Here is a 14,778-nt window from a genome sequence, read left to right on the forward strand (position 1 = left end):
AGTAGCGCTGTAACATACACACTATAAGTTTTTCTTATACAAATGACGCATACCTATAAAACATTTATTTATATTATGCTATGCTTTCATCATCATTACTTTCGCTTTACTGCTATAGCTTTAGCAGCAGACACTCTCACATCATACTTAAATTATGGTCATGTAAAAATATTGGACACAGGGCTGATAAGCCTACTTACTATCCTCTCGTATTATCTCGATATGTTGTTAGGACGGATAGTAGGTAAATGGCGTCGGCTCTGAGTGATATAGGACATGACGATAGCGTTATAATAAATGGATAGGTTATAACTTCTATGAGCACACGTAACTCACTTTTTCGCAAAGCGGCTAACGCAGCTGCAACCTCACACGATGAGCATGCTAATCCAGATTTAGCGGCCACAAACAACACCCCTATCGAGCAGACACGCTGGAATGGCTGGGGCAATATCAATATCAATAAAAAAGTCTCCCCGCACGGCGCAAAGCTGATCAAATCGCATATCGGTAAGAGCACAAAGCTACCTTCTGTCAGCCTCAAAGACGTGCTAAAAACCGTGCCAAAATCGCGCCTGCCTGCCGCTATTACTGACCTTGATATCGTCTCTACAGACCGAGAGGTCAGACTCAGACACGCACGTGGGCAGAGCTTCCCTGATTGGATCGCCATGCATAGCGGCGATTTTGAGACCTTCCCTGATGGCGTGGCACATCCGCAATCGACCGCTGATGTCGAGCAACTACTCAAGCTGGCACGCGAGCACGATCTGATTGTTATTCCATTTGGCGGCGGTACCTCGGTGGTCGGGCATATCAATCCACAAAAGGGCGCGCGGCCTGTTTTGACCGTCGCCATGAGTAAAATGGATCGGCTAATCGACTTGGATTTTGATAGCCAAATCGCCACCTTTGGCGCAGGCACCCAAGGGCCAGCGGTCGAGGCGCAATTAGGCGAACACGGTTACCGTCTAGGTCATTACCCGCAGTCTTGGGAGCTATCGACGCTCGGCGGCTGGATTGCGGCGCGCTCAAGTGGCCAGCAATCACTCGGCTATGGACGCATCGAGCAGATGTTTGCAGGCGGCACTCTAGTGACGCCGCAAGGCGTGCTAGAGATTGCTGATATCCCCGCGTCATCGGCAGGGCCAGACCTGCGCGAGATGATGATGGGTACTGAAGGCCGCGTAGGTATCTTTACCGAAGTGAAGATGCGCGTGCAACCGCAACCTGAGCAAGAGGTATTTAAAGTGGCCTTCCTGCCAAACTGGGCAGCAGGCAAAGCGGTGCTCAAACAAGCGGTACAAAGCAATATTCGCCTGTCTATGCTGCGTCTCAGCAATGCCGTCGAGACTGACGCGCATCTGCATTTGGGTACATCGCCAAGTCAGTTTTTAGCGATTAGTACCTATCTAAAAGCGCGCGGGCTTAATTCAGACAAAGTCATGCTCACCTACGGCGTCTCAGGCGATAAAGCGCAAAATAAACTGGCGCTGATGCAGTTTAATAAGTTATTAAAACAGCACGGTAGTGTCACCGGTAAGATCACCAATATCATGGGTAGCGTATGGGCGCATGGGCGCTTTAAGTTCCCGTATCTGCGCGGTACGCTGTGGGAGCGCGGCATCATGGTCGATACCTTTGAGACCGCCACCAATTGGGGGCGCATCGATGAGCAAATGGCGCAGATGCAAGAGGCGGTAAGAACGGCCTTAGCGAGCGAAGGAGAGGAAGTAATGGCCTTTACTCATATCTCACATGTCTATAAGCAAGGCGCGAGTCTATATACCACTTACTTTTTCCGCGCGGCCAAAGACCATGCAGCAACACTAAAGCGCTGGCAAAAAATCAAACACGCCGCCAGTATGAGCCTTGCCCATGGTAAAGCCACCATTTCACATCAGCATGGCGTTGGCCGTGACCATGCCCCGTACCTTGCGGCTGAAAAAGGCGAGCTGGGACTACAAGTGACTCATGATATACTCAAAAGTCTAGATCCTGAGCAGCGCATGAACCCGGGTGTGTTGCTTGAAGATTAATTTTAATTAAGAGCTTTGTTTATAGACAGTTTAGTGGAAGAGCGCTACAGCGTGACTGATATTTGTTTTGCGCCGCCTCTGTCGGCGTAGGCACAGCACGCAAGAAAAATGAATATCAGTCGCGCGTCATTATTCAACGTATTTATTTCATTGGGTGTCAAAGTAAATTGTTATTAAGAAGAAAATCTTATGAACCAAAGCAAACAACGCCAGCAAGCCCTTGCGCCTTTAGCGCGGTCTAAACCGTGGGATATGCTCATTATCGGTGGCGGTATCACAGGTGCCGGCATTGCCCGCGAGGCGGCTCGCCGAGGTTTATCTGTATTATTAATTGAGCAAAAAGACTTTGCGTGGGGCACCTCCAGCCGCTCGAGCAAAATGGTGCATGGCGGCCTGCGCTACATTGCCTCAGGCGACTATAAAACAACACTGCTTAGCGTACGCGAGCGCGAGCGGTTGCTTGACGAGGCAAGCGGTCTGGTCAATGAGATGCACTACGTCATGCCGCACTACAAAGGCAAGTTTCCGCCGCCGTGGATATTTAACACCTTGCTGCGCGTCTACGACAAGATAGCGGGCAAGCGCTATTTTAAATACTTTAAAAAAGACGCTTTTTTACGGCTAAATCCTAATATCAAGCAAGATAAGTTTTTGGGTGCCAGTCAATTTAGCGATGCGATCACCGATGACTCGCGGCTGGTGATGCGCGTACTCGATGAAGCAGTACATGACGGCGCGCAGGCGATTAATTATCTCAAAGCCGAATCATTACTCACTAATGAGCAAGGCTTAGTCGTCGGTGCAACGCTTAAAGACACGGCTTCTAACAATAGCAATCAGACTTTTGACATCCATGCCAAAGTGGTGGTCAGCGCTACCGGTGCTTGGGCCGATACCCTGCGCAGGCAGGCGCGCGCCCAGAGCGGGCACAGCTTTCATCAGCAAATCCGTCCCTCACGCGGTAGCCACTTGGTCGTCAGTCAAGAGCGTCTGCCAATTCAGCAAGCCTACACCTTTTTACATCCTGCTGATAAACGAGCGGTGTTCGTCTTCCCGTGGGAGAACCGCACGGTACTTGGTACCACCGACTTGGATCATCCGCCACTTAATGACCAAGAAGTCGGCATTACCAATGAAGAGGTCGATTATTTATTAGACGCGACTAATTCGCTATTTAATGAAACTGACTTGAATCGTGAAGATATCATCAGCACGTGGGCCGGCGTGCGTCCGCTGATCTCTGATGGCGGTGATGGTAAGCGCGTTAGCCCCAGTAAAGAAAAGCGCGATCATAGCGTCTGGCTGGATAATAATCTGGTGACCGTCAGTGGCGGCAAGCTCACCACTTTTCGCCTGATTGCGCTTGATGTGCTGGCAAAATGTCAAGAAGTGCTCGACCTTGATGACTCTGCTACTCAAAACTTAAACACGAATAGCGATCAAGTCTTTAACAATCCTACGCCGACTCATGCCAAATTTGCCACTTTACCAAAACTCTTACAGCAGCGCTTGCAAGGATTTTATGGTCTGCAGCTCGATAACTTATTAGCGCTAGCACATGACGATGATTTGGCTTACGTGACTGATAGCAACACCATTTGGGCGGAGATTCGCTTTGCCGCGCGCTATGAGCAGGTCATCCATTTAGATGATTTGCTGCTACGGCGTACACGCTTAGGCTTAATCCTCCCGCATGGTGCGATGACGCCGCTGATTAGCGCCAGACTGAAGCAAATCTGCCAGCAAGAGCTGGGCTGGAATGAGCAAAAGTGGCAGCAAGAAGTCGCTCGCTATAGCGAGTTATGGCAGCGTTATTATCATTTACCCGCGGCTTAGTGCCTTGGTTACCTCAAAGACTATATATCTCCCATAGTAAAGGACTACTATGACCACCTCTCACGACCCCATCTATTTCTTAGCCATCGATAACGGCACGCAAAGCGTGCGAGCGCTGATCTTTGATGAGTTTGGCAGCGAGATCGCCAAAGCCCGCGTGCCTATCGAGCCGTATTTCTCCGAGCAGCCCAATTATGCCGAGCAGCACGCCGACTACTATTGGCAAAAGCTGACAGAGGCCTGCCAAAACCTGTGGCAAAGCTGCGATATTAAACCTGAGCAAATCGCGGGCGTCAGTCTCGCCACCCAGCGCTATACCATGATTTGCCTTGATAAAGACAAGCAGCCGCTACGTCCTGCTATCGTTTGGATGGATTTACGCCGCGCTGACACTCATGATATCGGCTTTCTTGACTCGCTGACTAAAATCATCGGCATGGGCGAGCTGGTTAAGGACGCCCAGCAAAAAGCGCGCTGTAATTGGCTGGCGCAAAACGAGCCTGAGATATGGGCGCAGACCGCGCACTACGTCAATCTCTCCGCCTACCTCACCTATCAGCTAGTAGGTGAACTTATCGACTCAAATGGTCATTCGGTCGGCTATTTGCCGTATGACTACAAAGCGCAAACATGGCTCAAACCCAACACCCTGAAATGGCGGCTGTTTAGCTGTACCCCCGAGCAAATGCCCAAAATTGTCCCACCAGGCCAAACCCTCGGTGAGATAAGCGCCAAAGCTGCCAAAGCCACCGGCATCCCAGAGGGCACGCCGATGATTGCCGCCGCCAGTGACAAAGCCTGCGAAGCTCTAGGCGCAGCGGGGCTTGCCGCCGATACTGCGTGTCTTAGCTTTGGTACCACCGCCACTATCAATACCATCTCCCCCGACTATGTCGAGATACTCAAACACATGCCCGCCTACACCGCCGCCGCCCCAAATTACTACAATCACGAATACATGATTTATCGCGGCTTTTGGATGGTCAGCTGGTTTAAAGAACAATTCGCCCACTACGAGCAACAACTTGCCAAAACCCAAGGCATCGACACCGAAAAGCTCCTCGATACCGCCGTCAAAGGCATTCCAGCCGGCAGCATGGGACTTATCATGCAGCCGTACTGGTCACCGGGCGTCCGTCATCCTGGGCTTGAGGGCAAAGGCGCACTTATTGGCTTTGGCGATGTGCACACCCGCGCGCACGTGTACCGCGCTATCTTGGAGGGGCTTGCTTATGAGCTCAAGCTTGGTTTTGATACCATTTCAAGGCGCACTGGCAAACCCATCAAACACCTGCGCGTCTCAGGCGGCGGCTCTCAAAGCGACGCCGCCATGCAGCTCACCGCCGACATCTTTGCCATGCCCGCCTACCGCCCGCACACTTATGAGTCCACCGGCCTTGGTGCAGCCATCAACTGCGCGGTGGGTCTCGGCGTCTATCCTGACCACGCGACAGCAAGCGACGCCATGACCCATTTAGGCGACGAATTCGTCCCCATCAAAGCCAATGTGCAACTCTATAAGCGCCTGTATAACGAGGTCTATCGCAAGATGTACGAGCGCCTAAAACCCTTATACCAAAGCATTCAAGACATTACAGGATATCCGGTTAAATGATATTCATATTCTATATATTAATATCATTAAGTCTGCTTATTAATCATCCATAAACGCTGCATACACCCGATTTAATCCCTCACGCAGCAGCGTTTTCGGACACGCTACGTTAATCCGCATTTTAAGGTGTCCCTCGCGGCCATATTTGATACCAGAATTTAGCTCAACTTTCGCCGCGCGCAGCTTGTCATACAGCACTTGATCGTCATCAAAGTACGCCGAACAATCGAGCCAAATTAAATACGAGGCTTCTGGGCGCATGACCTTGATATCAGGCAGATGCCCTGCTAAGAAGTCTAGCGTGATCTCAATATTGCTTTCGATATAAGCCAGCATCTGCGTAAGCCATTCCTCGCCATGCTCATATGCGCTTTGCATCACCGTATAGGCAAATAGGTTTAGCTCATATTCATCATTTAACTGTTGCTGCTGACTAGTTTTTTTAAGTAGCGTCTCATCTTTGGCAAAGATCATCGAGCCTTTGATACCGGCCACGTTAAAGGTTTTGGTCATTGAGGTGAGACTCACCACCTTGTGCGCGTAATTTTCTGCTTCTGCTAATTTTAAGAAAGGCGTAAAGGTATGACCAGTCAAGGTTAAATCTTGATGAATCTCATCACTGACGATGGCGACATTGTGCTTTTGACACAGCGCCAGCAGCGCTTTAAGCTCATCAGCCGTCCAGACGCGCCCGCCCGGATTATGCGGGTTGCATAATAGATATAGCTTAACCTTATGCGCCACTATTTTAGCTTCGATATCGGTTAGATCGAGCTGATACTTACCATCGACTTCCTTTAGTGCCGAGGTCACAAGCTTGCGATTATTTTGCTGCACCTTAGTCATAAACGGTGTATAAATGGGATCATTGACCAGTACCGCGTCGCCTACGTCGGTAAAGACATGCATCATCAGCGCAAGACTTGGCACCACCCCTGGCGAAAATAAGATATTATCCTGTGTCAGATCCAAGCCATAACGATTGCTATGCCAGTTGATAATCGCCTCATACAAAGCGCCGGTCGGTTTGGTATAACCCAAGATGCCGTAATCGGCCGCGCGCTGTACGCTAGCCAAGATAGGCGGCGCTGCTCTAAAGTCCATATCGGCGACCCACAGCGGAATAGTGTCATCACTATAGTGCCATTTGACCGACCCTGTATTGCTTCTATCGATTATCTCATCAAAGTTATATTGCATTGGCATTATCCTTTATAGAACCCAAAGCTTTACTGTTTATTATGAAAGGTTTAGCAAAGGCTTTTAACGCCCTTTAAACTCCGGCGCGCGGCGCTCAACCATCGCCATCGCGCCCTCCTTTGCGTCCTGTGAGTGAAACAGATGCGGTAGATAACCGTGGATATTGGCCAGCGCTGATTTTGCGCCATTACGGCTGGCATCTTGCGCAGAGGATAGCAGCCTTTGTACGCCAAGTGGTGCGGCTGTGCAAATCTCTTTGACAATCGTTAGCGCGCGCTGATATTCCTCGCCATTTGGCACAACTTCGCTAACTAGGTTCAGTTTATCGGCGGTTTGTGCGTCAAAGTTTTTACCGGTAAGCAGATACGGCATGGCTTTTTGCCAGCCCGCCGCCGCGACAAAGCGTACTGTCGCCCCGCCAAAGGGCATGATACCGCGCTGCACCTCCATCTGCGCAAAGTTGCAATTATCGCTTGCGATAACCACGTCACTGTTAAGCATCAGCTCAATGCCTGCGGTAAAGCAGGTACCTTGTATCGCCACCACCACAGGTTTGCTGCGAAATTTACCACCTATGCCCCATGGGTCGATTTCATTATCATTAAATTCAAACGCGCCTTTGTCCCATTTATCTTGCAGCTCCATCAGATCAAGGCCAGCGGTAAAGTGCTCGCCATGGGCAAATATCAGCGCACAGCGTAGATTATCGTCGCTGTCGTAGCGGGTAAGTGCTTGGGAGAGCTGTTTGATCATATGACTATCAAAGGCATTGCGTTTGTCGGCGCGATTGAGGCCGATGAGACAAATGTAGCCGTCGGTCTCATAAGTGATGCGATTGTCTGTGCTGCTATTGCTTTGTGTGGCCATGATCTTGTCCCTTTTATTGATCTAGCAAGTGTGCTTTTAATATAGACACCCTATCGCGATTACACAAGTGGCCGTACTAAACGCCGTACAAAATGAATAGCAGTTGACCGCGATTCTAATAACTGCCACCATCATGAGACTGTCGACAAACATGACAATTTACGAGTATCTTATGGAATTTTGGCACGGCTTTCTACTGATCACCAGCGTTCACTTACTGGCGGCTGCCTCTCCTGGCCCTGACTTTGTCTTGGTCTCACAGCAGACATTGTCTAAGGGACGACGCACTGGATTGATTTGTAGTCTCGGTATCACCCTAGGGCTTGCGGTACACATTACCTACTCTGTATTAGGATTGGCAACGGTGATTGCCCATTCGCAGCCACTACTCACCGCTATCAAGTGGCTTGGCGGTGCTTATCTGATGTATCTCGGTTGGCAAGGGATTGGGGCTAAGCCTACCTCCGATTTAGCCATAAACGTTCCACAGCAGAGACCTAGCAAACATCCAGCGCAAGACGTCTTCAAAGACGACTCAACCCTCGCTACCTTGCGCCGCGGCTTTTTTTGTAATGTGTTTAATCCCAAAGCGCCGGTGTATTTTGTCGCGATATTTACCTTGGTGTTGTCGCCTGATATCCCGCTGTGGCAGTTATCGATTTATGGTGTTTGGATGATGGTGCTACAGATGGCGTGGTTTAGCACCGTGGTGATGTTATTGTCCATTCCTGTCATTCTCAAGCGTTTTGGCCGCGTGGAGCATTGGATAGATCGCATTTTAGGCAGCGCGATGATCGCCTTGGGACTAAACCTGATTTTACGCAGCCGATAACACATTTGTTATCCTCGAAATCTGCTAAACTGGTCGATTATATCCAAACATCAAAGCCACTGACTATGACCAGCACCCCTGCAAACTCTAAACATAAAAACCGCTCGCCTGCGACCGCCAAAAAACTTGGCAAGCTGCATCCGCGCAACCCGCATCAGGGTCGCTACGACTTTGCTGTATTGACCCGTGCGCTACCTGCGCTCGCCGACCATACCATCAGCAACCCCAATGGCGAGCCGACGATTAATTTCTCTGATGCCAAAGCCGTACGCGTGCTCAATCAAGCACTGCTCGCGCACTATTATGGTGTAAAGTTTTGGGATATTCCTGAGGGCTATTTATGCCCACCTATCCCAGGTCGCGCCGATTATATTCACTATATCGCCGACTTACTCACACAAACCACGCATAGTAATGACGACCAAACGCCGCCCACGGGTAAAGAGGTGCACGCGCTCGATATCGGCACTGGTGCCAGCGCCATTTATCCCATCATCGGTAGCCAAAGCTATGGCTGGCGCTTTACTGCAAGCGACATCGATCCGGTTTCTGTCAATACCGCCAGCGTGATTTGTCAGGCCAATCCCAAGCTCAAGGGTACGATCAAGGTTAAGCTGCAACCTGAGCCAAACTATATCTTTAAAAACATCATTGGTCGGCAGGACTACTTTGATGTAGTGGTATGCAACCCGCCTTTTCATGCTTCATTAGACGAAGCGATGCAAGCCAATAGCCGCAAGCAGCACAACTTGCAGCGCCATCGCGGCAAAAACGAAAGCGCGCAAATCAGTCGCCACTCCACCAAGTCAGGCAATGCCGCGCAAAACCTCAACTTTGGTGGTCAGCACAAAGAGCTATGGTCTGAGGGCGGTGAGATTGCTTTTTTGAGTAATATGATAAGAGAAAGCCAACAGTTTGCTGCGCATGTAGGCTGGTTTACCAGTTTGGTCTCAAAGTCCGAAAACGTAAAACCGCTACAACTGCTGCTAAAACAGCTGGGTGTGGCACAGATGCGTATTATCGAGATGAGCCAAGGGCAAAAGAGCACGCGGGTCTTAGCTTGGCGTTTTGATACTGACGAAGCGTAATTATTGCCAAAGCGTAATGCTAACGTTTCACGTGAAACGAAAAACCGCTTTGGCTATCAAAGCGGTTTTTTTTAATCTATTTAGATGGCCATATCGATTTAATTGGGGGCATGCTCTAGCCAACAAACATGACCTTTAAGCCGATGAGTATAAGTACAAACCCGCCGAGCGCTTCTGCTTTGTCCTCAAGATAGGTACCTGATTTTTTACCCAGACAGATACCAAACGCACTAAAAACAGCCGTGACAATCGCAATGATTACACACGCTAGCCACGCATTAAGAGCGAGCAAGTTTAAGGTAAAACCAGCAGCCATCGCATCGATACTGGTGGCAATCGCGAGGGTAAACATGGTGCGATGACTGATGTTTTTCTTTCGGCTATCGTTTATAGCAGCCGCTTCATTACTTACTCGCAGCCCCTTATCTACAGTCTCACCCTCATCTGCTAAGAATACTTCATAGAGCATCTTGCTACCCAGTCCGATAAGAATAAATCCACCGATCCAAGGCGCAGCAGTGGCGAGCCAACCTAACAGTGCCGCGCCTAATAAATAGCCGATAAGTGGCATCACGCCTTGCGCAATACCAAAATATAACGCAGCATAAATAGCCAAACGCAAGGTATAGCGTGGGTTTTGTTGTTGGGATTTAGCGCCCAGTCCTATCGACACCGCAAAAGCATCCATCGCTAGCGCAATAGCGAGTAACAGTACTTCGATCATTTGATGTCCATTAATTAGAATTGCCAGCTTATGACAATTTACTTGCGAAAGTTTCACGTGAAACAAACTTATTATTAAAAAAATACCGCAATGTGTATCAAAGCGGTATTTTCTATATCTTACGCGGTGGCTAATGCCTAAATATCAAGATTAGACACTGTAAGCGCGTTTTCCTCGATAAACACGCGGCGTGGCTCGACATGATCGCCCATCAAGCAGGTAAACATATGATCGGCTGCGATGGCATCTTCGATAGTGACGCGTAGCATACGGCGGTTTTCAGGATCCATCGTCGTATCCCATAACTGGTCGGCGTTCATCTCGCCCAGTCCTTTATAACGCTGGATGGCCAAGCCGCGACGGGCATCTAGCATCATTTGCTGCCAGAGATAATCAAAATCGCGGATAGGAATATCCTTGGTGGTGCCACTACCCGCTTCGCGGCGAATAAAGGCGCTATCTTCTAACAAAGTATTCCACTCCGCTGATAAACGCAGCAGCTTGCTATACTCGCTCGAATTGATAAAGCTGGCATCAAGCAAATAATGATGCGCCAGCTGATGCACATACACCGTGATACGCGGTAGCCACTGGGCCTTGGTCGACAAGGCATCGCTATCAGCCGACTCACTCTCATCAGCAGTCAATGCAGCGGTCATACCCAGCAGATCAGCGGCAGCAGCGTCCATATTTTCTGGTTGCGGCTCATGGATATTGACCAGCTCAATCTCAGGGCTTAACTCACTACCGAACTGCTCAAGCTGCGCCTGCATAGCGTCTTTCCACGCCTGCATGGCTGACTTATCATACGTCATATCCGTATTTAGCTTGGGCGTGTGCGTCAAAGCATCCAAAATCACTGCAGGGAAACGTATCTGCAAACGTGCCTTAATCAGCTGCGTTTGGTTATAGTCATTTAGTAATGTCTCAAGCGCCTGACCCGTGATAGCAGGCGCATCGGCACTGATATGCAGCTTAGTATTATCGATCGTCGATGACAATAAATAAGCTTTGAGCGCTTCATCGTCCTTTAGATACAGCTCTTGGCGACCTTTTTTGACTTTATACAATGGCGGCTGAGCGATATAAATATAACCGCGCTCAATCAGCTCTGGCGTTTGACGGAAAAAGAACGTCAGCAGTAGCGTGCGAATGTGTGAGCCATCGACGTCGGCATCGGTCATGATGATGATTTTGTGATAGCGCACCTTGTCAGGGTTATACTCATCAGGGCCAATACCGCAGCCAAGCGCGGTAATTAAGTTGCCCACTTCAGCAGATGACAGCATCTTATCAAAACGCGCGCGCTCGACGTTCAAGATCTTACCCTTGAGTGGCAAGATAGCCTGAGTTTTACGGCTACGGCCTTGCTTAGCGCTACCGCCCGCAGAGTCCCCCTCCACGATGTATAGCTCTGATAGTGACGGATCTTTTTCTTGGCAGTCTGCCAACTTACCAGGCAGACCAGCGATATCCAACGTGGTCTTGCGGCGCGTCATCTCACGCGCTTTACGGGCAGCATCACGAGCTCTAGCGGCATCGATGATTTTATTGGCAATCGCTTTAGCCGCAGTTGGGTTTTCAAGCAAATAATCATTAAACTTGTCATGCATCGCCGACTCGACTGCTGACTTGACTTCGCTCGATACCAGCTTGTCTTTGGTCTGGCTAGAGAATTTTGGATCAGGCACCTTCACAGAAACAATCGCACTTAACCCTTCTCGTGCATCATCACCGCTGACGGCGACTTTTTCTTTCTTAAACAGGTTTTCGCGATCCATATAGCTGTTTAGACCACGCGTGAGCGCTGAGCGAAACCCTGATAAGTGCGTACCGCCATCACGCTGCGGGATGTTATTGGTAAAGCACAGTACTTTTTCGTTATAGGTATCCGTCCATTGCAGCGCCACTTCGACCGTGATACCGTCGTCTTGCTCACTGGTAAAATGAAAAACCTCGTTGATGCCTTCTTTGCCTGCGTTGATATAGCTGACAAACTCTGACAAGCCACCTTTGTGCTCAAACTCATGGCGCTTGTCGATACGCTCATCAGTCAAGACAATGCGCACCCCTGAGTTAAGAAAAGACAGCTCGCGTAAGCGTTTGGCTAAAATATCGTACTCAAAGATGGTGCCAGTAAACACCTCATCGCTAGGATAAAAACGAATCTGTGTGCCGGTCTTATCGGTCGCTTCTAGTTGCTCGATATCGGCATCAGGCACGCCATCGGTATAAGTCTGATGGTAATGATAGCCTTCACGCCAGATATTCATCTCCAGCTTTTTTGATAAAGCGTTGACGACTGAAACGCCGACACCATGCAAGCCGCCCGAGACTTTATAGCTGTTGTCATCGAACTTACCACCAGCGTGTAGTACCGTCATGATCACCTGAGCGGCCGACACGCCTTCTTCTGGGTGGATGTCGACAGGCACACCGCGCCCGTTGTCCATGATACTGACCGACTCATCTTCATGAATGATAATATCAATCTGATCACAGTGCCCCGCCAGCGCCTCATCGATAGAGTTATCCACCACCTCAAAGACCATATGGTGCAAGCCTGTGCCATCATCGGTATCACCAATATACATGCCAGGACGTACGCGCACCGCCTCTAGGCCGCGAAGTACACGAATATCTTTGGAGCTATAGTCTGAAGGCACTCCTTCCGCTGCAGCAGTCGTTGCGGCAACGCTGCCGACTGTCAGTTGCTCGTGGTCGTTAGGTAATGAATCACTCATGTGCATTCCTTAATCTAGCCATCATCAGCCGTTTGCCATTGACCCATCACTACGATGAAGCCGCATGACATCATGTCAAATCCAATCTGTAGAGTTAACACCAGTAGCGCTATGTCGTGAGCCAAAGTACGAGTCGCCAGTACCTTATAAAAGCTTTCTTACTTTAAGCCAAGCTTAAAACCCATGTTTTATCTTCTTGCTATTAACTTCTGCTCTTTTATGTCTTATCAAAGCTAAAGAAGTAAATAAAACATGTTTATTATCATAAACTTAAAAACAGTTGAAAACTTAAAAACCACTACGTGACGCTACAAAACAACTTGCTGAGAACAGGACAAAAATAAAGCCCTATTTTAGCATTTTTTTGCCTCTAAGTCACTGTTTACTGGTCGTTTTATTGCTTTGGACAGTCATACTAGGATGGACGATATTTTAATAAAACCTATGGCGTGTCCTCATTTCAAAATGATCATAAAAATGAGATAAAGTGCCGTTGAGTATGATAGTCAAATCAGAAAATAACGCAGATGATATAGTTAAACTCATTGCGGCTGCTTGACAAGATTTAGCGCTATTAGAAAGGAAAAACCTGCCCTTGTTTCACATGAAACATCATAGGATTTGACCATAAACCGTTGACCATAGGCGTGATATCAGCGGTCAAGCTGCTCATAAACACCTGACAAGGCAGTTTGGCTAACGTGGATAATAATATCTCTATCGCTCTCTCATCCAGCTCGGCGGTGATATCATCAAGTAGTACCACTGGTGTGGCGGTGAGCACCCTTTCGTTTTCATTGGTATTTGCTTGTGTCGTGGCATCCGTCTGCAACAATAAAGACAATTGTGATAAACGTAGCGCAGTGATGAGTAGCTTTTTTTCGCCGCGAGACAAGACATTTGCCGCCTGCTCTTTTAGTATCGGTAAGGTGTCAGCGACTACCTGCTTGCTGCCCGAGCCAGCAGGTAGCTTGTCAGGTGGCATGGTATCGTTGGCTGCTAGGGCATCATTAGAGCGCCAATGGACATGGATATCAGCGCGATGATTGCCGATACGGGTATAACCCAACTGCAAGTCTTGCTCTAAGCGCTCACCAAGTTGCACCTCTAGCGCCACATCGGTATCGTAACCTGCATGGTAGCTTAGACTCAGCTGCTCGGCGTAACTCGGCAACAGCTGAGCGATGCTGTCGGCAAAGAAGGGCTGCCACTTTGTAAACACGTGCTGACGATAATGGTGAATAAGCGCGGCATGATTGCCAAGCCCTTTATCCCAAGACCTCAGCTCAGCAAGCTGTACGTGCGTTAAATGCTTACTTTTTTTTAATAAACTATTGCGCTGTTTTAGCAGGCGCTGATATGCCAGCCACTGCGGGTGGAATCCTTGTTTCATGTGAAACACTAGCCAGTCTAACAACTGGCGACGACTGGCGCTGCCCTGCTCTAGCATGTCCATACTAGAAGGATCAATCAATAGTGTCGGTAGTTGCTCAGTCAAGATGCTTTGATTATAGACAGTGCTTTGATTGAGCCGCAGCAGCGTTGTGGCATCGGCTTGCTTTTGGATCGCCAATGTATTGCCATCGCTCAAGCGCGCATGAACGGTGGCAGTATGTTGATGATGCTGAATGTAACGTTTAGGCTGATGATGGCGAAAGCTTTTGCCTCTTGACAACAAAAATATGGCTTCAAGCAACGAGGTTTTGCCGCTGCCATTGGCACCAATCATCACGTTACAGGCGGCAGTGTGCAAATTGACCTGCGTAAGATTACGCAAATTTGAGATTTGTAGACGTTCAATCATGATAGCGACAGCCGCCTATTAAAAACGCT

10 protein-coding genes are annotated in these 14,778 nt (G+C 49.0%); 5 read left to right on the plus strand and 5 right to left on the minus strand.

The genetic code is table 11. From position 1 onward, the window contains the following. Nucleotides 1-317: 317 nt before the first annotated feature. From J3491_RS01915 to J3491_RS01925, 3 genes are all read left to right on the plus strand, one after another. Nucleotides 318-2,039 carry an FAD-binding oxidoreductase gene (locus J3491_RS01915; RefSeq protein WP_207969019.1) on the plus strand — a complete coding sequence of 574 codons (1,722 nt, stop codon included), beginning with the start codon at nt 318-320 and terminating at the stop codon, nt 2,037-2,039. Nucleotides 2,040-2,228: 189 nt separating this feature from the next. Then, a complete protein-coding gene (locus J3491_RS01920) occupies nt 2,229-3,875 on the plus strand; it encodes a glycerol-3-phosphate dehydrogenase/oxidase (protein WP_207969020.1) in 1,647 nt (548 codons plus the stop codon). A 49-nt stretch (nt 3,876-3,924) separates the two neighbouring features. Continuing rightward, nucleotides 3,925-5,490, plus strand: coding sequence for an FGGY-family carbohydrate kinase (locus J3491_RS01925; RefSeq protein WP_207969021.1), 1,566 nt, complete (start codon nt 3,925-3,927; stop codon nt 5,488-5,490). A gap of 39 nt (nt 5,491-5,529) precedes the next feature. On the opposite strand, the gene J3491_RS01930 is transcribed toward J3491_RS01925, so the two are convergent. Beyond that, nucleotides 5,530-6,690, minus strand: coding sequence for a MalY/PatB family protein (locus J3491_RS01930; protein ID WP_207969022.1), 1,161 nt, complete (start codon nt 6,688-6,690; stop codon nt 5,530-5,532). 63 nt (nt 6,691-6,753) lie between these two features. Next, nucleotides 6,754-7,557: a crotonase/enoyl-CoA hydratase family protein gene (locus J3491_RS01935; protein ID WP_207969023.1), complete on the minus strand. Its 804-nt coding sequence runs from the start codon at nt 7,555-7,557 to the stop codon at nt 6,754-6,756. Nucleotides 7,558-7,729: 172 nt separating this feature from the next. Between J3491_RS01935 and J3491_RS01940 the strand changes: the two genes are divergently transcribed. Continuing rightward, entirely contained in the window at nt 7,730-8,389 is a 660-nt protein-coding gene (locus J3491_RS01940; RefSeq protein ID WP_207969024.1) for a LysE family translocator, read from the plus strand. Between the two features lie 65 nt (nt 8,390-8,454). Beyond that, nucleotides 8,455-9,477, plus strand: coding sequence for a 23S rRNA (adenine(1618)-N(6))-methyltransferase RlmF (gene rlmF, locus J3491_RS01945; protein WP_207969025.1), 1,023 nt, complete (start codon nt 8,455-8,457; stop codon nt 9,475-9,477). A 115-nt stretch (nt 9,478-9,592) separates the two neighbouring features. On the opposite strand, the gene J3491_RS01950 is transcribed toward rlmF, so the two are convergent. The 3 genes from J3491_RS01950 to recF form a co-directional block, all read right to left on the minus strand. Continuing rightward, entirely contained in the window at nt 9,593-10,201 is a 609-nt protein-coding gene (locus J3491_RS01950) for a manganese efflux pump MntP (RefSeq protein ID WP_207969026.1), read from the minus strand. Nucleotides 10,202-10,338: 137 nt separating this feature from the next. After that, nucleotides 10,339-12,945: a DNA topoisomerase (ATP-hydrolyzing) subunit B gene (gene gyrB, locus J3491_RS01955; RefSeq protein WP_207969027.1), complete on the minus strand. Its 2,607-nt coding sequence runs from the start codon at nt 12,943-12,945 to the stop codon at nt 10,339-10,341. A gap of 574 nt (nt 12,946-13,519) precedes the next feature. Continuing rightward, on the minus strand, nt 13,520-14,749 hold the full coding sequence (recF, locus tag J3491_RS01960; RefSeq protein WP_207969028.1) for a DNA replication/repair protein RecF: 1,230 nt from the start codon (nt 14,747-14,749) through the stop codon (nt 13,520-13,522). Nucleotides 14,750-14,778: the final 29 nt, after the last annotated feature.

The sequence above is a fragment of the Psychrobacter halodurans genome, assembly GCF_017498075.1.
GTDB classification, from domain to species: domain Bacteria; phylum Pseudomonadota; class Gammaproteobacteria; order Pseudomonadales; family Moraxellaceae; genus Psychrobacter; species Psychrobacter celer.